At 54.2% G+C, this 24,556-nt stretch carries 28 protein-coding genes; 17 read left to right on the top strand and 11 right to left on the bottom strand.

Features of this window, described 5'->3' with window-relative positions:
- Nucleotides 1-62 precede the first annotated feature (62 nt).
- From JIN85_RS12610 to JIN85_RS12635, 6 genes are all read left to right on the top strand, one after another.
- Entirely contained in the window at nucleotides 63-719 is a 657-nt protein-coding gene (locus tag JIN85_RS12610; protein WP_200271220.1) for a phosphoribosylanthranilate isomerase, read from the top strand.
- A gap of 7 nt (nucleotides 720-726) precedes the next feature.
- Nucleotides 727-1,539 carry a TatD family hydrolase gene (locus tag JIN85_RS12615; RefSeq protein WP_200271222.1) on the top strand — a complete coding sequence of 271 codons (813 nt, stop codon included), beginning with the start codon at nucleotides 727-729 and terminating at the stop codon, nucleotides 1,537-1,539.
- Nucleotides 1,540-1,629: 90 nt separating this feature from the next.
- The gene (locus tag JIN85_RS12620) at nucleotides 1,630-2,028 is read left to right on the top strand and encodes a LysM peptidoglycan-binding domain-containing protein (RefSeq protein ID WP_200271224.1); all 399 of its coding nucleotides are present in this window, start codon (nucleotides 1,630-1,632) and stop codon (nucleotides 2,026-2,028) included.
- A 59-nt stretch (nucleotides 2,029-2,087) separates the two neighbouring features.
- Nucleotides 2,088-3,056, top strand: coding sequence for a TlpA disulfide reductase family protein (locus JIN85_RS12625; RefSeq protein WP_200271226.1), 969 nt, complete (start codon nucleotides 2,088-2,090; stop codon nucleotides 3,054-3,056).
- A 151-nt stretch (nucleotides 3,057-3,207) separates the two neighbouring features.
- Nucleotides 3,208-4,050 carry a BlaI/MecI/CopY family transcriptional regulator gene (locus JIN85_RS12630; protein WP_200271228.1) on the top strand — a complete coding sequence of 281 codons (843 nt, stop codon included), beginning with the start codon at nucleotides 3,208-3,210 and terminating at the stop codon, nucleotides 4,048-4,050.
- 209 nt (nucleotides 4,051-4,259) lie between these two features.
- On the top strand, nucleotides 4,260-5,615 hold the full coding sequence (locus tag JIN85_RS12635; protein WP_200271230.1) for a glycosyltransferase family 4 protein: 1,356 nt from the start codon (nucleotides 4,260-4,262) through the stop codon (nucleotides 5,613-5,615).
- Here the strand turns inward: JIN85_RS12635 and JIN85_RS12640 are convergent.
- Nucleotides 5,601-6,731, bottom strand: coding sequence for a DNA glycosylase AlkZ-like family protein (locus JIN85_RS12640; protein WP_200271232.1), 1,131 nt, complete (start codon nucleotides 6,729-6,731; stop codon nucleotides 5,601-5,603). The two genes, JIN85_RS12635 and JIN85_RS12640, sit on opposite strands and share 15 nt — an antisense overlap.
- 126 nt (nucleotides 6,732-6,857) lie before the next feature.
- On the opposite strand from JIN85_RS12640, the gene JIN85_RS12645 reads away from it, so the two are divergent.
- Nucleotides 6,858-7,343, top strand: a complete 486-nt coding sequence (locus JIN85_RS12645; protein ID WP_200271234.1) for a VOC family protein — start codon at nucleotides 6,858-6,860, stop codon at nucleotides 7,341-7,343.
- Nucleotides 7,344-7,357: 14 nt separating this feature from the next.
- On the opposite strand, the gene JIN85_RS12650 is transcribed toward JIN85_RS12645, so the two are convergent.
- Nucleotides 7,358-9,913, bottom strand: a complete 2,556-nt coding sequence (locus JIN85_RS12650; protein WP_200271236.1) for a DUF7133 domain-containing protein — start codon at nucleotides 9,911-9,913, stop codon at nucleotides 7,358-7,360.
- Between the two features lie 136 nt (nucleotides 9,914-10,049).
- On the opposite strand from JIN85_RS12650, the gene JIN85_RS12655 reads away from it, so the two are divergent.
- Genes JIN85_RS12655 through JIN85_RS12665 form a run of 3 tightly spaced genes read left to right on the top strand, consistent with a single transcriptional unit; the run spans nucleotide 10,050 to nucleotide 12,992 of the window.
- Nucleotides 10,050-11,369, top strand: coding sequence for a hypothetical protein (locus JIN85_RS12655; RefSeq protein WP_200271237.1), 1,320 nt, complete (start codon nucleotides 10,050-10,052; stop codon nucleotides 11,367-11,369).
- 22 nt (nucleotides 11,370-11,391) lie between these two features.
- A complete protein-coding gene (locus JIN85_RS12660; RefSeq protein WP_200271239.1) occupies nucleotides 11,392-12,279 on the top strand; it encodes an aminoglycoside phosphotransferase family protein in 888 nt (295 codons plus the stop codon).
- Complete coding sequence (locus tag JIN85_RS12665) at nucleotides 12,276-12,992, top strand: pseudouridine synthase (protein WP_200271241.1); 717 nt, start codon at nucleotides 12,276-12,278, stop codon at nucleotides 12,990-12,992. Before JIN85_RS12660 ends, JIN85_RS12665 begins: the two co-directional genes overlap by 4 nt.
- On the opposite strand, the gene JIN85_RS12670 is transcribed toward JIN85_RS12665, so the two are convergent.
- The 3 genes from JIN85_RS12670 to JIN85_RS12680 all read right to left on the bottom strand — a co-directional run bounded on the left by JIN85_RS12670 (nucleotide 12,974) and on the right by JIN85_RS12680 (nucleotide 14,296).
- Nucleotides 12,974-13,519 (bottom strand): DnaJ domain-containing protein, encoded by a 546-nt coding sequence (locus JIN85_RS12670; protein WP_200271243.1) that lies wholly within the window; start codon nucleotides 13,517-13,519, stop codon nucleotides 12,974-12,976. The genes JIN85_RS12665 and JIN85_RS12670 overlap by 19 nt on opposite strands.
- Before the next feature lie 2 nt (nucleotides 13,520-13,521).
- Nucleotides 13,522-13,899 (bottom strand): HesB/IscA family protein, encoded by a 378-nt coding sequence (locus tag JIN85_RS12675; RefSeq protein WP_234047402.1) that lies wholly within the window; start codon nucleotides 13,897-13,899, stop codon nucleotides 13,522-13,524.
- 118 nt (nucleotides 13,900-14,017) lie between these two features.
- A complete protein-coding gene (locus JIN85_RS12680) occupies nucleotides 14,018-14,296 on the bottom strand; it encodes a hypothetical protein (RefSeq protein ID WP_200271245.1) in 279 nt (92 codons plus the stop codon).
- A 121-nt stretch (nucleotides 14,297-14,417) separates the two neighbouring features.
- Here JIN85_RS12680 and JIN85_RS12685 point away from each other — a divergent pair, with 121 nt between their 5' ends.
- Entirely contained in the window at nucleotides 14,418-15,578 is a 1,161-nt protein-coding gene (locus JIN85_RS12685) for a class I SAM-dependent rRNA methyltransferase (RefSeq protein WP_200271247.1), read from the top strand.
- Nucleotides 15,579-15,600: 22 nt separating this feature from the next.
- Here the strand turns inward: JIN85_RS12685 and JIN85_RS12690 are convergent, their stop codons facing one another.
- From JIN85_RS12690 to madL, 6 genes are all read right to left on the bottom strand, one after another.
- Nucleotides 15,601-15,831 carry a S1 domain-containing protein gene (locus tag JIN85_RS12690; protein WP_200271249.1) on the bottom strand — a complete coding sequence of 77 codons (231 nt, stop codon included), beginning with the start codon at nucleotides 15,829-15,831 and terminating at the stop codon, nucleotides 15,601-15,603.
- Nucleotides 15,832-15,841: 10 nt separating this feature from the next.
- Complete coding sequence (locus JIN85_RS12695; protein ID WP_200271251.1) at nucleotides 15,842-16,918, bottom strand: acyl-CoA reductase; 1,077 nt, start codon at nucleotides 16,916-16,918, stop codon at nucleotides 15,842-15,844.
- Nucleotides 16,915-17,937: a long-chain-fatty-acid--protein ligase gene (locus tag JIN85_RS12700; protein ID WP_200271253.1), complete on the bottom strand. Its 1,023-nt coding sequence runs from the start codon at nucleotides 17,935-17,937 to the stop codon at nucleotides 16,915-16,917. Before JIN85_RS12700 ends, JIN85_RS12695 begins: the two co-directional genes overlap by 4 nt.
- Before the next feature lie 20 nt (nucleotides 17,938-17,957).
- On the bottom strand, nucleotides 17,958-18,731 hold the full coding sequence (locus tag JIN85_RS12705) for a type 1 glutamine amidotransferase domain-containing protein (protein WP_200271255.1): 774 nt from the start codon (nucleotides 18,729-18,731) through the stop codon (nucleotides 17,958-17,960).
- Between the two features lie 112 nt (nucleotides 18,732-18,843).
- Nucleotides 18,844-19,596: a malonate transporter subunit MadM gene (madM, locus tag JIN85_RS12710; protein ID WP_200271257.1), complete on the bottom strand. Its 753-nt coding sequence runs from the start codon at nucleotides 19,594-19,596 to the stop codon at nucleotides 18,844-18,846.
- A 31-nt stretch (nucleotides 19,597-19,627) separates the two neighbouring features.
- Nucleotides 19,628-19,984: a malonate transporter subunit MadL gene (madL, locus tag JIN85_RS12715; RefSeq protein ID WP_200271259.1), complete on the bottom strand. Its 357-nt coding sequence runs from the start codon at nucleotides 19,982-19,984 to the stop codon at nucleotides 19,628-19,630.
- A gap of 120 nt (nucleotides 19,985-20,104) precedes the next feature.
- Here madL and JIN85_RS12720 point away from each other — a divergent pair, with 120 nt between their 5' ends.
- From JIN85_RS12720 to JIN85_RS12745, 6 genes are all read left to right on the top strand, one after another.
- Complete coding sequence (locus JIN85_RS12720) at nucleotides 20,105-20,767, top strand: GntR family transcriptional regulator (RefSeq protein ID WP_200271261.1); 663 nt, start codon at nucleotides 20,105-20,107, stop codon at nucleotides 20,765-20,767.
- A gap of 124 nt (nucleotides 20,768-20,891) precedes the next feature.
- A complete protein-coding gene (locus tag JIN85_RS12725; protein WP_200271264.1) occupies nucleotides 20,892-21,440 on the top strand; it encodes a CAP domain-containing protein in 549 nt (182 codons plus the stop codon).
- A 32-nt stretch (nucleotides 21,441-21,472) separates the two neighbouring features.
- Nucleotides 21,473-22,090 (top strand): ribonuclease HII, encoded by a 618-nt coding sequence (locus tag JIN85_RS12730; protein WP_200271266.1) that lies wholly within the window; start codon nucleotides 21,473-21,475, stop codon nucleotides 22,088-22,090.
- Entirely contained in the window at nucleotides 22,005-22,463 is a 459-nt protein-coding gene (locus JIN85_RS12735) for a YraN family protein (protein WP_200271270.1), read from the top strand. Before JIN85_RS12730 ends, JIN85_RS12735 begins: the two co-directional genes overlap by 86 nt.
- Before the next feature lie 54 nt (nucleotides 22,464-22,517).
- Nucleotides 22,518-23,570 (top strand): chorismate-binding protein, encoded by a 1,053-nt coding sequence (locus tag JIN85_RS12740; protein WP_200271272.1) that lies wholly within the window; start codon nucleotides 22,518-22,520, stop codon nucleotides 23,568-23,570.
- Between the two features lie 224 nt (nucleotides 23,571-23,794).
- On the top strand, nucleotides 23,795-24,445 hold the full coding sequence (locus tag JIN85_RS12745; protein ID WP_267906662.1) for a response regulator: 651 nt from the start codon (nucleotides 23,795-23,797) through the stop codon (nucleotides 24,443-24,445).
- Nucleotides 24,446-24,556 lie beyond the last annotated feature (111 nt).

Raw genomic sequence — 24,556 nt, forward strand, 5'->3', positions numbered from 1 at the left:
AAGAATTCGCCTCAGCCGAACTTCCAAGTTCCAAACTGAGGAACCCGCGCTAACGTCGCGGCGTGACGCAATTTGAACGCTTTTTCGATCCCTCAACCGTCTCCCTGAAAATCTGCGGGGTGACCCGATTGGCGGACGCCGAACAGCTGGTCGCCTTGGGAGTCGATGCTCTGGGCGTGAATTTCTGGCCTAAATCCAAACGCTACCTGGCTCCGGAAAAAGCCGCCTGGCTCGGTTTTCTGCGCGGCAAAATCCTGCGCGTCGGCGTCTTCGTAAACGAAAATTCGGACACAGCTCTGCGGTTGGTTCAGGATGGGCTGCTCGATGTTGTGCAGCTTCATGGCGACGAGTCTCCCGCAGATGCCAAACCATTCCGCGACGCCGGTGTTCCATTCATCAAAGCCATCGGGATCAAAACCCGTGACGATCTCGCACTGGCAACCGACTACGGCGCGGCCGGGCTTTTGCTGGATGCTCACGCACCCGGCGTCTACGGCGGCACCGGCGAAACGTTCGACTGGGATGTAGCCCGATCCTTTCGCGAGCAAAACCCAGGATTGCCGGTCTTGCTTGCAGGTGGGATCGTCCCGGAAAATGCAGCACTCGCCGCACAATCGGTCTCACCGGCCGCACTCGACATCGCGTCCGGTGCCGAAATCAGCCCGGGGATCAAAGATTTTCAAAAAGTCACCGCACTCCTGACCGCCATTCGTTTCTAGTTCCTAAATGCTTACCGACTCCCATTGCCATCTCGCTTCCTCCCGCTATACAGAGCAGGAAATTCCTGAAGTCATCGATCGCGCCAGACATGCCGGCGTGACACGCCTGATCACCTTGGCGACCTCTCTGGAAGATGTGGACGCGAATCTGAAGCTCACCGAATTTCCTGAAGTGAGCGCCTGCATCGGCATCCATCCCTGCGATGTCCATCACGCCCCGGATGACGCTTTGACCCTGCTTGCCGGGAAAGTCGGCCATCCCGGAGTCTGCGCCATCGGTGAGACGGGATTGGATTACTTTCATCCGGCACCGGATGGTTGGGCTGAAGATGACTACCATCGCCGACAACGCGAATTCCTCCGACAGCATTTTGAACTCGCTCAAAAAGCGGGCCTCAACATCGTCATCCATACCCGGGATCAGCAAGGGGATGCATCGTTTCATGACGCCTTGGAGATCTATCGGGATTTCCACTCCAACGTGCGCGCCATGTTCCATTGCTTCATTGGTCCTTGGGAAAATGCTGAGAAAGTCCTGCAGTTGGGCGGCATCTTATCCTTCGGCGGTGTTTCGACCTTCAAGTCCGCCCACCAGGTCCGCGAAACAGCGGCGCGCTGCCCTGCTGGCTCCTTCACCCTTGAGACCGATTCGCCCTACCTCGCTCCCGAGCCGCATCGGGGAAAGCGTAACGAACCATCTCTTATTCCGCATACAGCGGAACGCTTAGCCGCACTACGCCATGAGTCGCTGGATTCCCTATCCGCGCACACCAACGCGACGGTCGACGCATTTTTCCGCTTCAACTCTCCAATGTCCTGAACGAACTTTGGCTATTGCATCGTTTCTCATGGGGATGTCAAATTCCGTCATCCTAACGGAGCCATTCGAACCCACTATCTTCTATCTATCATGCAACCACGATACATTCACTTTCTTCTGCCATCCGTGATCGCCTGCGCCCTTGCATCCTGCGCTCATGACAACCCGAATGACTACGACACCTCCGCAGCCTACGGCGTTCCGGATTACGGCCAAGCCGACACCTCCGCGGTAAATCCGGTCTATGACACTCCGGCAGCCTACGAAGACTCCACTTCCACCCCTGCGCCTGCACCGACACCAACTTATACTCCTGCTCCGACGCCATCCCGTCCTGCAGCAACCACGGTGCACACGGTGGTTAAGGGTGATACGCTTTGGGGTCTCAGCAAAAAATACAAAGTCAGTGTTGATGCCATCAAGCGCGCCAACGGCATGACCAAAGATACCGTGGTCCTCGGCAGCAAATTGCAAATCCCAGCTCACTAATCGGGTTCATCCCATCAGACGAAAGCGGAAGCCCGCGCCACTTTACCCAGTTCCCCATCATGCGCGCGCTTTCGCTCACCGCTCTCCTCTTCCTCTCCTCCATCCACCTCAGCACTGCACAATCGGCCCCGGCGACTCCTGACGCCGAAATCTCCGAATCGCCAATGGATCGGATTTTCTCCGAACGAGGTCCGCAGGAAAAATTTGATGCAGCCATTGCAGAGGCAAAAAAAAGCGGCGTTGGAGATCAGCCGATCCTGGAAGCCCGCTTTCTATATTACGTTGATCGCCATGACGACGATGCGATCGCCAAGCTCCTGCCCGAGTTCGAAGCACACACCAAGGAGTTCGATCTCGATCAATCGGAAATCTTTGCGACAAAGGAAGACTGGCTCGCAGTTTGCGAATACGTCCGTGCGATCAAAGCGCTGAAAGAAGACGACAAGGACGGCTTCAAAAAACACATCACCGAGGCCTTTTGGCTGAGTCCCCGGCAAGGCGCCGCCTTTGCTCCGCACATTGATCGCCTGCGGCTGGATGAAGCCATGGCTGCGGTGAAAGTGGACTTCAGCATCAAACTCAACTCGCTGCTCAAAGACGGTCCCGTTACTCTATCCGATCTTATCAAGGATCACCAAGCTCTGCTTCTACACTTCTGGTCACCCTGGTCGCGCGAATGCGAAGAAACCATGCCTGACTTCGTCACCACTGCGAACGAAGTGCTATCCAAAAAAATCGCAGTCGCTTCCATTCTGCCTGAAGACTCGGCAGAAGTTCTAACCGACGCGAAGGAACTCATCGCTTCCCTCGGTGACAAACCACCTGGAAAGTGGCTCATCGATCAAAAGCAAGGCTCACTCAATCGCCTGCTCCGCATCCAGAGCGTGCCCACCGTCGTTCTCATTTCTTCCGAAGGCAAAGTACTCTACAATGGCCATCCTGCGGATTCCGGATTCTGGAAAGCTCTTCTCAAGGTAAACCCGGAACTCAAACGGCCTGCCTCTCAAGACGTCACCGACGAACCATAAACGTCGTACTTGGCCGCTCTAACAAGCCGGTCAGATAGGATTCGGTAGCCGGACTCGAAATTTTAGTTAAGATTTCCTTAAAAGATGCGCCTTTCCACTTGACGGAATCGGCATCTACTAGTTTTATCGTGGCTACCGCTGAGGTGTAATCATGGCAAGGACGTCACATCCATCCAATCTCGAACTCCAAGCGCTATCCGTTATCTGGCATCATGGGCCATCCACAGTGGCCCAAGTCCATGAAGCGCTACCCGATGGCAAGGAACGTGCCTACACCACCGTGCTCTCCGTCATGCAGAGCTTGGAGAAAAAAAATCTGGTGAAGAGGACTCTGACAGGCAGAGCCCATGTTTACCAAGCGGCCTATTCGCAGGACGTAATCGTCAAACGCGCCACGCATGACTTTCTAACGAACGCTTTCGGAGGACGGCTCGGTGAGGCGATCCTCGCCATCCTCTCCGCCGGGACTTTGACACCGGACGAGAAATCCAGCGTCGAACGCGAACTAAAAACACACAAAGCCATGGCTGCAAAAAAAATAGCGAAGAAGACCGCGGCCAAAACCGCGAAGAAAGCCGCGAAAAAAACGGCTACCAAAGCTCCCGCCAAAAAGGCAGTAGCTAAAAAAGCGTCCGCCAAAAAAGCGGCAAAGAAAGTCCCTGCGAAGAAAGCGGCCAAATCCGCTCCTGCCAAAAAAGCAGCGACCAAGTCCCCCGCCAAAAAAGCTCCTGCTAAAAAAGTAGCCAAGAAAGCGGTTAAGAAAGTTGCGAAAAGCGCAAAGAAAGCTGCCAAGAAAACCGCCAAAAAGACGGTGGCTAAAAAAGCAGCTCCTGCGAAAAAAGCCACGGCCAAGAAAGCAACCAAAGCAGCCGTGAAAAAAGCAGCTCCAGCCAAAAAGGCCGCGAAAAAAGTCTCCAAGAGTGCTCCGGTAAAAAAGGTCGCCGCGAAAAAAACAGCTAAGAAGACTGCGAAGAAAGCAGCCAAAAAAGCTTAATCAGCCGATACCTCAGCATTCATCACATTCAACGCACCAACTACGGTGCATGACCGATTCAGGTCCTAATAGGCGGGAGGCCCATCAACCTCCCGCCTTTTTGATGCCTTTATGCCGATCGAAACGTCTGCTCGGACAGGAGAAAAAAGTAACCTTATGCTCGCGATATCCGCCTCATCGTGATTCTTTGAAATTGCCTTCCTTCTGAAATGAAAAAGCTTCGGGTTCTCATCATCGCGGAAGCCGCGAATCCGGATCTAACAAGTGTTGCCCTGATCGGATATTCGCTGAGCCAAGCACTTGCCAGCCGATGCGACATGCATCTGGTCACGGAGAGTCGGAATGCGGAGTCGATATTAGCAGCAGGGGTCAGCGCTGAACACTTCACCGCGATTGACAATCCCGCACAGCGCATCGCTTTCCGCATGGCGAAATTTTTAAGAGGCGGCAACTCCCTCGGCTGGACCATCCACTCCGCCTTTACCACCCTCGCCTATCCCATCTTCGAGCGCAAAACATGGCGGCGATTCGCCGAGCGTCTGAAGAATGGTGAATTCGATCTGGTGCATCGCATCACCCCGCTCAGCCCGACCACTCCGAGCTTCCTCGCGGACAAACTGGCGAAAATCCAAGTTCCCCTCATCCTCGGACCGCTCAATGGCGGCGTGCCTTGGCCCGCTGGATTTGATCAAGTCCGCCGGGCGGAACGTGAATGGCTTGGATATTGCAGAGATCTCTATCGCCTCCTGCCTGGCGTTAAAACCACGCGCCATAACGCTGCTGCCCTCATTCTCGCATCCCGCCATACCTATCAGGAAGTGACCAACGGACATCCTGATCTCGAAACAAAAGCCATCTGGCTCCCGGAAAATGCAATCGACCCAGAGCGTTTCCCGGAAATCTCCATTGATCCACCGCCGCCGCCAGATGACAGGCCTCTGCATGTGGCATTCGTCGGCAGACTGGTTCCCTACAAAGGCGCGGATATGTTGTTAGAAGCCGCAGCTCCCCTGATTCGAAACAGGCAAATCACCCTGGAAATCATCGGCGATGGTCCGCAGATGAATGAGCTGCAGCAAATCGTTGATCGTGAAAAGCTGGCCGATGGGGTTCAGCTTCCGGGATGGGTGGCCCATGAAGAAGTCCGTAGACACCTCACCCACGCTCAGATTTTCGCATTCCCGAGTGTCCGTGAATTTGGCGGCGGCGTGGTGCTGGAAGCGATGGCGATGGGGCTGACGCCTGTCGTTCTCGATTATGGCGGACCTGCTGAATTGATTCCGGATGGTTGTGGCATTGTTATCCCGATCGGCGATCGCGAAGCCATCATCAATAGGTTTCGTGAAGCCTTGGAAAATCTCATTGGCGACCCAAAAGCGGTGCACCAGATGGGCCTGCAAGCACAGCGCTATGTTCGCAACCATTTTACCTGGAAAGCCAAAGCACGCCAGATCGAAACCATCTACTATTGGGTCATTGCCGACTCCCCCGATCCTAAGCCGAATTTGATGCTGAGCCCGGCAAACGAGACATCCGAAGACGGATCGATTTCATTTCAGTCCTAAGAAACGAGCCAGGGTTTTAACCGCAGGAGCAGTGCGATAGCCACGACGGACTGATTTGGATATCACGTTCAGTTTCCCAGCTTTCACATCTGCCTTGGGATCGACATAGCCGACGATCTCGTCGCCCGCCAAAATCGGGAGTGCATAGTAACCGCGAACCCGCTTTTCCGGGGGCGTGTAAACCTCCCAAATGTAATCGAAGTCCCACAATCGGGAAGTTACCTTCCGATCGTAAATGAGCGGATCAAGAGGCGCCAACAGCAAGGGATCGAGATTTGCGGATGGAGCATCTTCAGACAAGAAACGCTCTAACAGCGGCAAATCCTCACGCAACAGGTAAAGCAAAGGCACATCACCGTGCTCGATATGGATCGGCTGAACCAAACCTTCGACCAACGCAAGTTCCCCACGCTTCAACCCCACAAGCCTGCGTTGCCGCAATTTAGTGAGCGCCAACCAGCGGTTCGTTTCGTCCTGCTCCGGCTCTGGCAAATTTAGAATCTGCTCCGGCAAAATCTTTTCCGGCAAATCATACAACCGCCGATTGTTTTCCCGACCCGCAATCAATAACTGGCCGTGAAAAAACAATTTTTGCAGAGTCGATTTCGCCAAAGTTGCACTACCCCAAACGCTAGCTTGATCGGACTTTGCATCCCCGAAATGTCGTGAACTCAGTGGACCGCGCAACTTGATTTCACTCAATAACTCGGGTGCTAACTCCGTTTCTTGAGTGGTCAGTTTCCCCGACCAGGCGCTTTCACGGAGGGCTCGCTTTCGCATCCCAGACAACAAATGCGGCCACGCATCCAGACTGAAAGCTACCAGAATGCCGGTATCGGGAAAGTGATGTTCGAATGCCATGCGATCGCCGATTTCATGGCGGACATCACCACCATGAAGAAACTCCATCAGTCCATCTTGGCGGTAATCCTTCACCCGATTCCTGAGGATCAAATCATGCATTCTTCCACACACATTGATCGGATCTATCTGGACATAACCCAGATGATTCAAAGCTCCCAAAATATCACTAAATCGCTCATCCAATCCAACTGCAGCGCGGGCAAAACGGCGGGCGATTGAAACCGAAACCGTTATCGGAGAAAGCTTGGCCATATCCAGCAAGCTCGACGGATGCTCCTAGTTGGTCAATGCTAAGTCGGACGCTCCATGCCAATTGAACATGGCGAGACTGAAAAAAGTGCATTAGCCGAGCTCCTCACTACCGGTTAGAACATGGGCATGAACCGCACTCCCATTGACCCTCGCGTTGGCATCGGCCACGTCCATCTAAAAGTCTCCGATCTGGAGAGATCCATTCAATTTTACCGTGATGTCCTGGGATTTGAACTGATGCAGCGGTTTGGCGATTCAGCCGCCTTTTTATCAGCGGGTGGCTACCATCATCAAATCGGTCTCAATACCTGGGAGAGCCTCGGAGCCAATCCTCCCCCTCGCCACGCCACCGGGCTATTTCACACGGCCATTCTTTATCCAGATCGTTCGACCCTGGCAGATGCCTTGCGACGACTCAGAAATGCTGGAATACCCCTGGATGGAGCAGCCGACCATGGTGTTAGTGAAGCGCTTTACTTGCGCGACCCAGATCAGAACGGAGTCGAACTCTATCGCGATCGGCCTAAAGATGAATGGCCGCGAAATGCCGATGGCAGCTTGGCGATGTTTACACGACCACTCGATTTGCGAAAATTGTTAGACGAGAAATGACGCAAATCCATCGCCTAGTCCCGGGCTTCTGAAACGTGCAATTCGTGAATCGACCAATAGAATGAATCCGATGAACCCAACTGGGTGATTCGGATCTTCTTTGCCAGTGTTGGCGCAAACTGAATGTCCGTGACCGGTCCCTGATTTCCCGTAACTTTCGAAATCTCACTCCAGTCGTTGCCGTCGGTTGAAACTTCCAAACGATAGCCGCGCGGAAAATCATTACTGGATGGAGTCGTATCAAGCATCACCCCGGAAATCCGGGTGGGCTGTTTCAACTCAATGCCAAACCACATGCCCGGCCTCATGAAGCGATTGGTGGAGTAACGGCTGCCCATCTTTCCATCGATGGCAAGCCCCGCGCCTTCCGGGGCGTCACTTGCCGTAACCGTCATTTGATCACTGGGAACCCATTGGGGTAAGGATTCGATCAGCTCACTTTCGGTCCATGGAATCTTGCGATTCGCCAGTCTTTTTCTTTCCGATGCCACATCGGCCGGGCTGATCCATGATGCGGAATTTCCAAAATGGGTCCTTACGTAGCTGAGCACTGAAGCAATCCACTCATCATCATTGTCCGCCATCGAAATCATCAGCCCTTCATAGGTTTTCCCTCCGATCGGACCTTGAATTCCTTTGAGCAGGACATCGATGCCCCCGTTCGGGTGACCGTTGATCGTGGCCGAGCCTGCAAGCGGCGGTGCAATCATCGCGCCTTTGACTCCTGCCACTTCGACTTCTTTCGCGTCAGTGCCGTGGCAGCTGGCACAAAGGGTGGAAAAGATAGCAGCACCCTTTTTAAGAAATGCCCGCTCTTGATCGTTAAATTCATGGTTATCTCGATCTGGTGGCAAGATGAGATACGAACCTAATTCATCCATTCCGGGATCTTTCGAATTCACCACAACTGGCGTGATAAAATCCATGTGGCCTGGCCAAGCGAGATACTTCGCCGTCAACAAGGATTGCAAAACAACCGAAGGATCGGGGTCCTTGGAGAGCCGAACAATGTCAGCTTGGAAAGACGTGTCTCCGCTCCGATAAAGTGATTCGCAAACCCGGATGGCATTCGCACGCAGACGTGGATCATCATCAGCCATCTTCTCCCGGACCAATTCAGGCTTCAATCGGTTCAACCCCTGCAAAGTCCACAGCGCATGCAATCTCGCAAATGGATTGGCATCATCGCGAACCATATTTTCCAACAAAGGAACCACCGAAAAATCCTGTCTGATGATCAGCAACCGTTGCGCTGTATCCCGCCACCAGCCATTCGGATGGCCCAAATGCTCGACGAGTTGCGAGCTGGTCTCTTCATACATGCGTGGCTGCGCCGTTGGTTTTGAACTTTCATGCACCAATCGCCAAATCCGCCCCCGCCCGATAATTTGATCGAGCTGATATTGCTGCACCACCTTACGCAAATAACTTCCTTCATTTACCCAGCTCGCTTCCTGAATGATTCCCCGATACATGTCGGTGATGTATAATGTCCCGTCCGGTGCGTTTGTTAGATTCACGGGTCGGAAGCATAAATCCGTCGAACGAAGAAACTCCGATTTCTTTGACTGGTAAGGATTGGAAAGCTGCTTCAGGGTTCCATCCAATGCGACTTTTGCGCGCCGCACCAACCTGCCCACCGGCTCACCAAAGAAAACATCGCCCAGTAATTCCGCGGGAAGTTGATCACCACGGTAAACTTCAATCCCGGCACCGGAAGTGAAACCATTGAGCGTTCCCTGCGGTTCACGGACACGTCCGGGGCCTCCCTGGAAATCTCTGACACCTGCAGCCGGGAACAATTCCCTGAATCCGTCCGCAAATTGCCGACGGGGATTGAAATTTCCATACACTGGAGGAACCTGAAAAGTATTCGGCCCTTGCTCGCCACTGGCATTCACAAAATAGAGATTGCCATTGTTATCCTGATTCAATCCCCACTGACCGCCATTCGGACTGATATCTTCCTTCTCCGGTCCTTGCGGAGTCCAGCGTAGCCGGTAGGTATTATAAGTAGTATAGATGCCATTATCGAGTGCCCAAATCAATCCGCTCGGCTGATGTTCCATATTCCCACCACGGGGCCCACCTTTGAACCATATTTCGCGTTTGTCCGCCACACCATCGTCGTTGGTATCCGTGAATAATTCGATATCCGATGTGTCCGATTGATTGACCAGCAGTTGCCCCTTCCCGAGAGGTAAAATCATGCGAGGCAATTTCAAGTGATCCGCAAAAACGGTATGCTTGTCATAATTCCCATCCCCTTTGGTCGAGATATGCAGAGAGATTCGGCTGGTTTCATCTTTCTCCCCTTTGCCGTCGATATCCTGCATGTAGGTACGCATTTCAGCGACGAACATCCGGCCATCTCCATCAAAGGCCGTCACGACAGGTTCGGCAATCTCCGGCTCGCTGAGCACCAGCTGCATTTTGTATCCAAGAGGAAGCAGAAAACTGTTAGATTCATCCTCAGGAGTCTGTGCATGAACCGGTGCCACGTGGGCCGATTCTTGTCCACTTGCACTGGACGAAACGAGCAACAGAATGGCCAGATAATGGGATTTCATGAGCTGAATGATCTTTCGATGGCAGTGGCGCTGGAAATTTTTGCCCCAAATGCCAATGCTTGCATACCGGTGTCAGTTCGTTCTTCTATCAATCAACAAGACAACTCCTACTAATCCCGTATCTCATTCAATCCAGATGGAAAACGCAATCACCATCGGCACGGCACTCACAGTTGCGGCGGTGCTGATCTTCTGGAAGAAACTCAGAAATTCCCGCACCTGGTTGGCCACTGTAACGCCGCTAGCCTCGATCATGGGAAGCGGGTTCCTGGTCTGCGCGCCTTTGCTGGCGAAGACAGTCGGGATTTATGCGGCTCCCGCCATGGGAGCGTTGCTGCTGCTGGCTTACGCAGTTGGTGCGGCTACCCGCTTTAACATCCGTTATGCGGAACCCATGTTGTCGCGTGATGCGCAACAAAAGGTCAAACCCGGCCCGCAAACCGATCACCGCCTATTTCACGGCCATCGCCAAGGCGCCAGATTAAGTCAACTGGCCAAAGGATGTGACTTACTTAGACGCCTCGAAACCTTTTCGCAGGTCATCCTTTCAGTGGCTTATCTGATATCCGTCACTTACTACCTCAAATTGTTAGCGGTCTTTGTCTTGCGTGGTGTGATCGGAAGCGAGCCGGATCCGAATCTGGCATCAGCATTATCAACGGGGGTTCTGATAATCATCGCATCCATTGGTTCCTACCGTGGTCTGAAGTTGTTAGAAAAAGTCGAACGGTTCGCCGTTGGGCTGAACCTTGGCATGATCGCCGCATTGCTCACCGGCCTCGCCATTTATAATTTTCAACAAGTCTCCAGTGGAGCGTGGAAGCTGCCGATTCTTACCACGGAAGCAAGCCCCTTCACGGTCCTACGCATTCTCCTCGGTCTGCTGATCGTGGTCCAAGGATTTGAGACATCTCTCTATCTGGGCTCGGAGCATCCGGCAGAAGAGCGCATCAAAACCATGCGTTGGGCCCAGTGGATTTCATCAGCGGTCTATCTGATTTTCCTATCCCTATCGACCGTGCTTTTCAGCAAGCTCGGTTCCGGCAATGGTGGCGTTACCGAAGTGGTTGGGCTTGCGGGCATCGTTGCAACGGCCTTGCCCATCATGATTGTCATCTCTGCCGTGGGCAGTCAGTTTTCCGCAGCAGTTGCGGATGATTCAGGGTGCGGCGGCTTGGTTTCGCAGCTACTCCACCAACGCCTGTCGATGCGCTGGATTTACCTCGTTATCGGTTCCGGGGCAATCACGCTGACGTGGCTAACCGATGTCACCCAAATCATCAGCATCGCCTCGCGTGCATTTGCCGCCTTTTATACGATTCAATGCGGCATCGCTGCCATCGTGGCGCTGCAAGCGGAAGGCGTCAGTCACCGCCGGTTGCGATGCCTGTTCTTTGGGGTGATCAGTATCGTTTGCTTGCTGGTCGCGGTCCTTGGAATTTCAGCTGATGGGTGATACTCGAAGCAAAACTTTTTCCATGATGCCCACCCCCGATCCCGCCATCCATGCTGCTACGGAAATCGCCATCTCTCATGGCATCGTGCCTGATCGCTCGGATGTCCTGCAGAATGGTAACACCGTGGTCGTTCGGCTTACAGAAACCCTGGTCGCCCGGATCGTAGCGGACGTCGATGGGCCGCGCCAGGGAACCAGTTGGTTCGAACGGGAAAATGCCATTGCCCAACACCTGGCTGTGCTGGGAGCTCCCGTTATTCCAATGCATCCGGAGCTACCGCCCGGTCCCTATCACCATTCAGGTTATCCGGTAAATTTCTGGAAATTCGTCACTCAAATCGAACTAGAACCGACTCCTGGCGAAATCGGTTCGACCTTGCATCATTGCCACCGGTTGCTGGAATCGTTTCAACAACCGCTGCCAAAACTGGCAATCCTGCACGAAAGTCTTGAGCTGTTAGAGACGCTGGAACAGCGCGGGCAATTCACCACCAATACCGCAGATTTGCTGCGCGAATCGCTTGCCAAATCGCTAGATAAAATCGAGTCGAGCACGATGCAACCGTTGCATGGCGACGCTCATCCCGGAAACGTGCTCAACACGACGGAAGGTTTGCTTTGGACCGATTGGGAGGATGCTTTTCTTGGCCCCATCGAATGGGATCTGGCATCAATCATCTGGAATGCGCGAATCCTTGATAACGATCAGGAAACTGCCGATGGCATTCTAACAAGCTACGAGAAGTCTGGTGGAACCATAGATCCGATGGTGCTGCAGCACTGCCTGATTGCACGTGCCGCAGTCATGAGCATCTGGTACCCGGTGCTGTATCCCGATCTTACTCCTGAGCGAAAGGCCAAACTCCAGCGGCGTCTGGATTGGTTGCATCAAAACCGATCCAGCCCATGAAACTCGACCGTTTGTTGGCGAAACACGAACGGATGGGACGGAAAAAAGCCCGCGATCTCATCTCGTCGGGCCAAGTCCGTACCAGCGATGGGACGATTTACGATCATCACCTGGAAATTGACCGGTTCACTTCGGTTTACATCGGCCACGAACCCGTTCAAACCGCCGAGCGTGCTTTGTATCTCATGCTGCACAAACCCATCGGTGTGGTGAGTGCCACTGTAGACCGTGAACATCAAACGGTCATCGATCTCATTGATGATCCCGACCGCTCAAGCCTGCATCTTGTGGGACGACTGGATCGAAATACGTCAGGGCTCATGCTGCTGACCAATGACGGCCGTTGGTCAAAGGCCCTGATGGCACCAGAACGGAAAATTGCCAAAATCTATCATGTTCGGACGCTGCATCCGATCCGGCCGGATGCGGTTGAGGCTTTCGCCAATGGTTTTTACTTTCACACCGAAGATCGAACGACCATGCTCGCCCACTTGGAAATCATCGGGGATGATGAGGCACGGGTGACCTTGCACGAAGGGCTTTACCATCAGATCAAGCGAATGTTCCACCGGGTTGAAAACCAAGTCATCGCCTTGCATCGTGAGCAGCTCGGGCCATTTCGCTTGCCGGATGATTTGCAGCCCGGCCAGTGGATCGCATTGGATAAAACGCAGGCTTGGTCGTTTCAGCAGACTCAAACCAACCTTGAGTAACAACTTCTCAGCCCGAGCTTCCACTTCTCCAGAAATGCCAGGTCACGCACCAGTTGCGAAGCATGGTCCTGATCCAGAGTTTCACCGGATTCCAATCGTTCAAATCCCTTCAAGCACTCTTGGATCGCGCGCTCCACAGTGGCGATTCCAGCTTCAACCTGCTCCCGGCACTCCTGGGTTTTCGATTCCAGCATGGCGCGCATGAGTGCGGATCGCGCTTGTTCTCGTTGGTGGATCACAGCTTCCGCCTGTTGGCTGATTTTTCCGATCTCGCCAAACAAATCCATCAGGGATGCGCCGATGATGCCACGCGATTCGACCTGGCAACCGCGCAATTCCAGCCAGTGCCGCAGCCGCCGCGACGGGCTTTCCAAGATCGCTTTGGCTTCTTTGGCCGATGCAAATTCGGTTTCGGATCCGCCTGCATCCGGGTGCAGCTTTTTGCCTGCCTGACGAAACGCTTCCCGCAATTCCTCATCCGCAATCAACAACCGATCCGGCAATCCCAGCACTTCGAAAGCATTCATCGTCACGCAGCAAAACTCTCTCCGCACGAACAGGTTACCACCGCATTCGGGTTGGTCACTTTGAACCCACCCTGCTGCAGGTCATCGGAAAAATCCAGTTCGCTACCGCTGACGAACAACGCGCTTTTCGGATCGATCACGACGTTCACCCCGTTGCTCGGGATCAGAATATCGCGATCGCGCGGGCCATCGACCAAATCCATTTTGTATTGCAGGCCGGAGCATCCGCCACCCACGACCGCGATCCGGAGCGCACCGTCCGCCCTGCCCTGTTTTTCCAGCAACGAGGTCAAATGGGATGCTGCAGATGGCAGGACTTTCACCAGCTTTTCGTTTCCGATCTTGTAATTCACCGCAGCAGTCATTGGCGCAATCTGCATGCGCCTGTCCAAACCGTCAATCCCAGCAAAATCCGGGAAATGAACAAAAAAAACGGGCGGCTCCGAAAAGCCACCCATCTTCAGTTGATCTGGATTAAAATCCCGAAGGCCTGAAATCTCAGGCAGTTTCCTCTTCGGAAGCTTCTTCAGCAGGAGCTGGGGCATCAGCTTCGATTTCTTCGACAGCAGCAGCGGTATCCTCGGCGACCTTCTTAGCTGGTGCTTTTTTGGCAACTTTCTTGGCAGGTGCCTTTTTCACTACAGTCTTCTTGGCCGAAGCATCCTTCTTACCGGATGTTTTTTTGACGATATCGCCCAACTTTGCCTGTTCCTTTTTCCGCTTCAGGTAGTTGGAGCGGCGACGGCGTTTGATGATTTTTTTAGATTGTTGTCCCATGGTTGGTAGCAATGGCCTAGGCGCTGCTGATTGCCTGATCAAGAGGAAATCGCAACAGACTTGCTCCAAAACTCGTTTCTGGTTCGACAATTTCGTGGATCTGAGACGTGATTCCCGCCCCATGGCAGGTCTCATCATCGCTCCGCGCGCACGCATTTTTCACGGTCACGAGTGGATTTATGCCACTGAAATCAAGAAAACCTTCGGCAATCCCCAGCCCGGAGACGTCATCACTTTGAAAGATTTCCGTGATCGCCCACTTGGATCTGCCATTTACAATCCGCAATCGCAAATCGTTGCCCGCCGGTTTTCCCGCCGTCGCCAGGATCTGGATCTGGATTTTTTCCAACGCCGGATCGGCCAGGCCATCGAGCTGCGCAAACGCTCTGCCATCGATGAGACATTGGCCCGCCTTGTTTGGAGTGAATCCGATGGCATCCCGGGTCTGATCGTCGACCGCTACGGCGACCATCTTTCGGTCCAAACGTTGACGCTGGCGATGGATCTGCGTCGTGACCTGATCCGCGACGCCCTGGTTTCACTGCTCAATCCGAAGTCCATCGTACTTCGCAACGACTCACCTTACCGCAAAGCGGAAGGCATGGAGCCTGGCATTGAGATGCTCTACGGTGAGAACCCCGGATCGTTTCAAGTTCGCGCCAACGATCTCGATTTCGAAATCGACCTGTTCGACGGCCAGAAAACCGGGCTTTACCTCGACCAGTTGCAGTCTCATCAGGAAGTCGCACGCATGGCCAAAGGCAAACGCGTGCTGGATTGCTTCACCAACCAGGGCGGATTTGCCCTCGCCTGCGCAAAAGCCGGGGCAGCCAAAGTCACGGCTGTCGATATTTCGGGTGTCGCCTGCGCTGCCGCGACCCGCAACGCCGAGTTGAACGGGCTGGAACTCGAAGTGATCGAGCACAATGTGTTCGATTTCCTGAAGCACGCCCAGCCTGATTACGACCTGATCATTCTGGATCCTCCGAGTTTCACCCGAAACAAAAAAACGCTGATGGATGCGATGCGCGGCTATAAGGAGATCCACCTGCGGTCCCTGAAGCTATTGGAAAAAGGTGGCATTCTCTCGACCTTCTGCTGCTCGCACCACGCATCGCGGGAGCTCTTCCTCAACAATCTGGTAGACGCCTCAGTCGATGCGAAAAAATCGCTGCGACTGGTCCAGGATCACGGCCAACGCGCCGACCACCCCATCCTGATATCCATTCCTGAAACCGGCTACCTGAAGGGCTTCACCACCGAAGTCATCGCCACCCGGTAACGGTCGCATCACTCGCGCGAATTCATTCTGCAGGCTGGGAATCCTCCAGCCGCAGAATTCTCGCGGAGTCGAAATCAAATGGAGTCAACTCGACAACCACCCGCTGCCCGATGGAAAACTCGGCTTTGGCATCGGTGAGTGGTTTCGACAAATGCGCCATGATGCGTTTTCCATTCGGCAGTTCAGCCCGATATAAAATCGGTCCCAACACTTCAGTCAAAAGAGCTACGGCATGGATCGTCGCGTCCGGCATACGCGTGAATTCAGCCCAAATCGCGCCAGCGCACAAGACTTGCCAGTGGTTTTTCACCATCTGCATTCCAGAAAATCGTCGGTTCTTGCGCCATGCCGGCAGCACAGATTCTTGGCGGCTGCAGATCGCCCAGTGAATCCACGGATTTTACACTGAATGGATGGATCACCACGGTCGAAACGTGCTCAACCTCCTGCCCCAACGCGGCTTTCTGGCCCGATTTCGGAAACGGATGCAGCTTGACGAAGCCGTTCAACGGACCGGGTGCCAATTCAGGCTCCCGCTCGTAAAGAACCGTCCAGTCGGTAGAACCATGGCTTTCCCACAAGCGCACCTCATCGCCATTCGCCTGCCGAAAACGTGCGATTTCACGGGTATTCGAGACAGCCCCTGAATCGGACAGAGATGGAAATGGCCGGGCCTCCCGGCGACGATATGCCGCAAGCTCATCAGCTAACCAATCCCCGAACTGCATCAGTTCATGCTCTGAACCGTCGACAAAGATCGCCTGGACCGAGAGGCAACCCCGTTGATCGTGACGAAGGATATCCGTAGCTATCTTGCCAGCCGCCTCCTGATTCGGCTCAAAGACGACACCGATACTCAGCTTCGGTCCATGTTCAATGCGCCGCGTGGCCGCAGGCAAAAGATTCCGAAACGTCTCGATCGTGTCCGCACCGCCATAGATCACTGCGGCCGCCGGATTCAACCAGGCCGATGGCAGGTCGCGCCTGAGTTCGATCCATTGAGCAAGCTCTGGCGGCAAACCCGCCACCCACTCTTCAAACTCGGGCAAACCCGCGGATGGAATCTTCACCCAGTTCTCACAGCCTAACAAAAGCCCGCGAAAGACCGTCTGAAATGCCGCATGCGGAGTATTGCCACTGACGACGTGAAGCACGGGCGAAAGCGCGATCGCCCGCGTCTGGATCGGCCCTTTGTTCACCCATTGATCGAGAGCCATGGGATCGCCCAGCTCTTCTTCAAGCAGCTTCAGCAGAGTTTGCTTATCAAACGATCCCGTCCAGGGCTCAAGCGCTGACGCCTGCTCCACCAAAAGATCGATCCGCTCAAAAACACTGCTCATCGTTGATTCAATAAATCATCTGCAGCACGTGAACAACCCCGAGGCAAAGCCCCTGGATCACGACCTAACAGGGTGAATGAAGACGGCCCGCGTGCGATGGCCAGATCCTGCGTCCGGATGGCAGCGACTGAGCCAAGATTTGCCAAATCAAGAATCTCCAAATACCCAGGCTCACCATCCCCGGCAGGTGCACCGGTTTCCGGATTGATCACGCGGATGCGCGTCCAGTGGGGCCCACGATGCCCTTCTTCATCCGGCCAGCGATAAAACTGCGATGACAACTCGGTCATGCTGTATTCGTTCAAGATTCGGTTCACCGGAATGGAAAAATGGGCTGCGACTTTTTCCCGGAACCGCTCCGGTTCCATCGTTTCGCGCAGTCCCTTGTAGCCGCCGGTTTCAAAAATCCATGAACCTTCAGCAAGCGGCGTCGGGCCGTTGCACTCGGTCCATTTCAACAGGGCAAGAGCGGTGGAAAACAGTTCAACAGGCGCTTTCCCAGGAAAACCCGAAGTATCGATATGGCCTTCCAAATCGATCATCCAGCGCTCGCTGGCGATGGATCGATCTAGCACTTCGAACATGTGGACCAGTGAGGAATTCGGCGCGTCGGAGGGTGATTGGGAGAGGAACCATGGGTTGCGGATTTCCGGCAATCCAAGCTGGCTCCACCCCGCCAGGATCGATCTCTCATAAAGCTCCAAATCTTCAAACTCGTGCCTGCCTCGAACCTCACGCGTCGTGCCCGATGTGAGGAAATAACGTGTGGCGTTTTCAGCGGGAAAGCAGCGTGGCTGATGGGCTGGAAATTTAAACGCATCCGTCGGCAATGCCGGAATCTCGTTCCAATCCGTCAGGCGAGCGCCCGTGACACCGCGCGCTTCGCAATAATGACGATAACTCGCGTTGTGCTCAAACTGGTAGGCAAACACCTCCAAGGCGGCCTCGTTGAAGGATGCGAATGCGCTGGAATCACCGCCCATCCAGTCGAGCAACCGCTGTTTCAAGAGTGCTGGCATTTGCCTGGCTGGATTGCGAATCACTTCAGAGCGTCGACCATCAACTCGGCGGCTTTTTTCGCAGAAGAAGGATTTTGGCCTGTGACGAGACGTCCATCGCGGACTGCCTTTTCTTTGAAATTCTCGCCGAGTTCGATTTTAGCTCCCGCTTTTTCGAGCTCCGTCTGCAAGGCATAAGGGACGACCTTGTCGAGCTTCACCGCAGCTTCCTCCTTGTTGGTGAAAGCAGCCATTTCTTTGCCAGAAACGAGAGAGGTTCCATCCGACAATTTCACATCGATCAACGCTGCTGGACCGTGGCAAACCGCCCCGACCACACCGCCATTTTCATAAATCGATGCCGTGACTTTAGCCACGTCCTTGTTGTTTCGGAAATCCCACATCGTCCCATGCCCGCCTGCGTAAAAAACGCCAGCGTAGTCGGCGGCGGAAACTTGAGACAACGAGACGGTGTTCGGCACGCCGAGGTTGCCCTTTTCCGGCAAACCGGTGCCAAACGATTCCCAGAACGCCTTGTTCGCCGGGTCTTTCAAATCATGGCTGCGGATATCAACGGGAGCAAAACCACCATCCGGACTGGCAAGTGTCACCGTGTAGCCGGCTTTTTTGAATACTTCCCAAGGATGGGATGCCTCAGACAGGAAAAATCCGGTCGTTTTGCCGGAATCTCCGAGCTGGGAATGATTGGTGAGAACCAGAAGGATTTGCTTGGCCGGTGCCGCACCGAGGTGCCCGGCGATGAAAATCGCAGCTGCTGGAACGAATCGAAGGATTCGGGTGAACGTTGAGCTCATGTGGGAACCTCCATTGCGACGGGGATTCCGCAAATGCAAGTTTTGATATCGCGACCTCCACCATCGGCCCAGTGAAGTCTTTTCATCTTACCGACTGTTTGATCAGCTGGGATCAAACGATCCACCGGATCAGAAAATAAACCAGTGACGGCCCGAGCAGACATCCCGCGCCGGTGTAAAAGGTTGATGTCAGGGCACCATAGGGCACGAGCTTGGCGTCGGTCGCCACCAATCCTCCCGCCACCCCGCTGGTGGTGCCCATTAATCCGCCAAAAATCAGTGCCGATCGCGGGTTATCAAGTCCGATGGATTTCGCGACTGCGGGAGTCACGATCATGACCAATATCGATTTAATCAACCCCGTTGCCACGCTCAGCGCGATCACTTCCGAGCTGGCACCCAAGGAGGTTCCCGTGACGGTGCCGACGATGTAGGTGGCGGCTCCCCCACCGATGGTGGCCATGCTGATGGCGTCCCGGTAGCCAAAAACATAGGCCACAACAGCACCGATGACAAATGAGGTGAGCACTCCTAGCAGCACTGAGACCAAACCACTGATTCCTGCTTTTCGCAGCTCCTCCACCCGAACTCCATACGCCGTCGCCACGATTGCCAGATCCCGCAGCATTGCCCCGCCCATCAGACCAAATCCGGCAAAAAAACGAATATCCACGATGCCATTTTCTCCTCCCGTAGCCACCCCGCCCCAATAAGCGAATGCCAGACCAAACAGGATTGCTATGGCTGAACCATGCACGCGCCCGCGAGTCAGTTTGGCTGATAAAACGTAGGAAATCCAAACCGTCGCCCCGACCACGGCAAAGGCCACGAGCAAGGAACATCCATCCGCAAGGGTGGGATTCATCACCGACAAATCTTGATCCAAAACGTTCATGCTAAGGCTTTCCCCAACGACTGATAACCGGCACCAACGCAAAACAGGCAGCCACTGCCAAAACTCCCGCCAAAAGGGCTGCCGGCCCTCCTCGAATCGCTCCCCGCACATTCAGTCCAGCAGCCATCGCGACCACAATGGGGATGTAAATCGCACTCCAATAGGTGATACCCGCCTCGGTTTTCGAGTTCAGAAGCTGTTTTTTCTTCAGCCATCCAGTCACCACCATCAAGAGAACCATGGCGATCCCGACGCCTCCGAGATCGACCTGCAGTCCGCACAGTCGCCCCAGCGACTTTCCGATGAATAGCCCGCAAATGAGACAGGCTGAAAGCAAGGCGGTTCCGTAGATAGTCATGAGGTTGGGTTTACCGCCATTTGCGAATGCCTGAGAGTGATGATTGGGCAGAATTCTTCAATGTTTACCCTAGGAAAAGTGATTCTGGAATTTAAAGATCGACTCCTGTAGTTTTGCGCCATGCTCACCCGCACCTCTGATCGAATCCGTGAAAGTCTGGAACAACGGATCATTGAGGGGGAATTTGAAAATGGTGAGCGATTGGATGAAGTGCGGCTGGCCACCTTTTACGGAGTTTCCAGAACTCCCTTTCGCGAAGCACTGCAAATGCTCGCAGGATCTGGCCTGGTACAGCTGATTCCCAGGCGCGGAGCCTATGTGCAACACCCGGGGATCATCGAACTCGTGGAAATGTTCGAAGTCATGGCTGAGCTTGAGGCTTTATGCGGACGCTTGGCCGCCAGACGGGTATCCAAATCGGGGTTGAAAGAAATTGCGAAGGCGGCCAGGGCTTGTGAAATTTCGATGGAAAAGGATGATCCAGACGCCTACTACCGTGAGAACGAGGAATTCCATCTCCTAATCTACCAATTCAGCGGCAATAGCTTTTTAGCCGAAGAGGCTGGGAAGCTGCAACGCAGGTTGCGGCCATTCCGCCGGATGCAGCTCCGAGCCAAAGGCCGCATGCACCAATCGATGAAAGAGCATGCCGTGATCCTGAAAGCTCTGGAAGCTGGAGACTCAGAAGCGGCAGCAAACGCGATCCGCTCACACATCAGCGTGCAAGGTGAGAAATTCCACGATCTGATCTCCACCTACGAAAAAGTCCCCACCGCGAAGTAACGGAGTATCGCATTTTCAGCGATCATCAGGCACTTAGCTACCTTGATTAACGCGGAGCGGATCCGGCCGCTTGCTTTACAGATGCCATTTCTGCAGCGATGCTAAACAATCCACTGCTATCGCCATGAATATCAAACGCCTGTCCGTCCTTCTGGCTACACTGACCCTCAGTGTGGTCGAGTGGTCTTGCAGCCCGGCGCAGATTTTCAGCTCCACGCCCGTTGCACAACAGGCGGACCGTGGCGAATCCGTTGAAGCGGCGTTGTTCAGGGAAGTTAATGCCTGGCGCACCGCCCACGGAGTGAAGCCGTTGCAGAGGCACAGCGGATTGGATCAACTCGCGCGTGAACACAGTGAATTCCTACGTCGCAACCGCGGCGACTTTGATAAAAAATGGAAAAAGCTGAGTCATGCCGACTTTGATGATCGGGCACGGATCGCGCAGAAAAATTATCAGCTCGGTGCCTTTGGCGAAAATGTGGTAACCGCCTACAGCAGTGGCAGTTCTCCCGCGAAGCAGTTACTCGGGCTGTGGGTTGATTCCCGACCTCATGCGCGCAACATGAAAGCCAAGTGGTGGACTCAAACGGGAATTGGTGTGGTGGTCGATAGCGATGGCGCGCTTTTTGCGACCCAAATTTTTGCCACTGAAAAACCTGGCATGAGCCGCTGACAAGTGCGCCAGCGCAGGCTTAATCTCTCCGCATGCCGGACTTCTCATTTGAAAACGCACTGCGACAACAGGGCATCAGCCTGATCGCAGGAATTGATGAAGCAGGCCGCGGCCCGCTGGCAGGTCCCGTTTCTGCGGCAGCGGTGATTCTCCCATCGGACACCCAGATCCCGGCATTGGATGATTCCAAAAAGCTATCTGCCAAAAAAAGAGAGCAGCTTTATGACATTCTGACCCAGGATCCCGAAGTCATCTGGGCCGTCGCATTTGCCGAGGTCGAGGAAATTGAGTCACTCAACATTCTCCGTGCCAGCCATTTAGCCATGGAACGCGCGGTCTCTCGACTTCGTCAACATCCGCAGCGTTGCCTCATCGATGGCTTGCGCGTGAAGAATTTCCCCTGGCCCCATGATGCGATTGTCAAAGGTGATAGCCGCTCGCTCTCGATCGCAGCTGCGAGTGTGATCGCCAAGGTTTCGCGCGACCGGGTCATGAAAACCTTGCACGAAGAATTTCCACAATACGGCTTCGCAAAGCACCAAGGATACGGTACAAGAGAACACCTTGAAGCTCTTCGGACCCACGGACCTTGTCGCCATCATCGTCGCTCGTTTCAGCCGGTCGCTCAATTGCAACTACCGCTCGGTTGACCAAAACGGAGTCGCCCGCGACCACCTCGCCATCGGCGAGTATGGCGAAATAGCGGCCCGTGATTGGTTGCGCGCGCAGGGGTGTAAAATCCTTTATCGGAACTTCCGTGCCCCACGTGGTGGCGAGGTCGATATTGTCGCGCGGGACCAGAATTTGCTTCTGTTTATCGAAGTCAAAACCAGGCAGGAGCACACCAAAATCCGCCCATTGGACGCGGTGGGAAAATCCAAGCAGGCATTGATTGAACGTGGAGCCAACGCCTGGCTGAAACGCTTGGGTCACCGCAACATCCCATGGCGTTTCGACGTGATCGAAGTCTATGTGGAGGATGGGAAGAAGCCGCGACTCGTCTGGATCAAGGATGCATTCTAACGGCAGGTTCTACTTGCTCGACAGCCGATCCTCCCACACGTTGCGCTCAACTTCATGAACCTGCCTCCCGAATCCATGGCCTGGCTTGCGAGAAGCGATGGCTCGGTCGTCGTTGGCGAAGGTCCATTTGTTTCGGCGGCCGAACCACCCGAAAGCGGAGTGGCATTTCTTGTCCATGATTACGGCCTGACCTCATCGACTCCTTGGAAAATTCCGAGTTCCTATCGGGAAATCCGAACCGAGAAATTCGCCGCCGAATTTGGCGATGCTGAAATGCCGGAAATCCACTGGCGCTCTCCCGATCCCGGCCCGTTTTCACGGGTATTTCAGGAGATCATGTATGCCATCCATGAAGAAGAATTCGAAAAAACGGTTCCAGTGGTGGTCGAAACCGGCGAAGCGGAGCAACCGGTCGGCGCAGGTGTGATTGCCGCCATGGCCCGACAACAAACCCCGCTCTGTTCCTATGGTTGGGTGCAGGAAAATGGCGGTTTTGCCGGTGCCACGCCGGAGTTGCTGTTTTCCCTGCAAGGCAAGCACCTGCAAACCATGGCCTTGGCTGGAACCGCCCGCAGCGAAGACCGGGAAGTTTTCGCCGTCGACGAGAAAGAGATCATGGAGCACGAATACGTCGCCAAGACTCTGGAAACGAAGCTTTTAGGTCTCGGTGCCATGTGCCGGAAACCGCGCGAGATTCTGAATCTCGGATCGCTGGTCCATTTCCTCACCCTGATCAGTGTTGAATTGGCAGCCCCGCTTTCGGTCGATGAATTGGTGGAACGCTTCCACCCTACTCCCGCTTTGGGCCCGCTGCCACGGACCGATCGCACGCTGGCAATGCTGAAAAATTGGCGCAGCCAGCTGCACTGCCCAAGTCACTTCGGATCGCCATTCGGCGTTTGGAAAGACGGACGCTTCGATGCCGTGGTTACCATCCGTGGCATTTGGTGGCATGAAAATCAGGTCCACATCCCCGCCGGTTGCGGCATCATCAAAGCCAGCCGCCTGGTCAACGAGTGGCGCGAGCTGAGACTGAAGCGAGAATCCGTGAAGCGATTCATGGAGCAATCCATTATCTCGGATACCTTGGCGGTTAAAAAATATTGATTAAATTTTCGGCCCAGTCATTCTTCCATGTGTCTCTCAGTGAGGTATTATTTGATAGATTTGCGGAAAAAGCTATCCATCCATCGATCAATCCCTACACCTGAAGTCGACTCCGGTTTCCCTTAACACACTTGGCCTGAAATTGCAGCACTCTGCTCTTCAGATCGAGTGATCCCCACAGCTATTTTCCTGCCCTTACTTCACGTTTTTCAAAACTACCAGTCATGACTCCTGGCACTAAAACGACCATTTGGATTCTTGAAGATGACAAAATTTTCGCAACGCAAATGCGAAAGTTACTCGGTAGTGAGGCCGATCTTGATTGCCCGTATCACTTTTCCAATTCGGATGAATTGTTTGAGAAGCTGCGTTTTACCAAGGAACGTCCTGAGGTCTTGCTACTGGACTTAGGCCTTCCCCGGCGGGATGGCCTTCAGGTGCTGTCAGAAATCCGTGCCGCCTTGCCGGACATCAAGGTTCTCATTCTCTCGTCGTATGACGATAAGGAACGCGTCTATCGCGCGATCTGTAATGGTGCTTCCGGCTACCTTTTGAAAACCGCGGACGCGGACGACATCATTTCCGGAGTGCGCGATGTGATCGCAGGCTCCGCGGCTCTCAGTGCCCCGATTGCGAAAATGATTCTGCAGGGCTTTTCCAGTCACGGCCCGGTCCAGCAGCTTGAGCAGCTCACCAGCCGCGAGGAAGACGTCCTCCGCCTTCTGGTCCGTGGTCTGATCAAAAAGGAAATCGCGGATCAGCTCGATATCTCCCAGCACACGGTGGATATGCACCTGCGCTCGGTTTACCGGAAGCTTCAGGTCCGTTCGCAAACGGAAGCAGTCTCCAAGGCTCTGCGCCAAGGCATTGTCTGATCCACCCGAAAACCGCTTAGACTGATTGCCAGAACTCATTTCCGATTGAGATTCGGAAGTGAGCATACGGAGCTCACGGTTCGCGGTTGATCGAGAAGCGTTTGGAGTGAA

Source organism: Luteolibacter pohnpeiensis, from assembly GCF_016595435.1.
GTDB classification, from domain to species: Bacteria; Verrucomicrobiota; Verrucomicrobiia; order Verrucomicrobiales; family Akkermansiaceae; genus Luteolibacter; species Luteolibacter pohnpeiensis.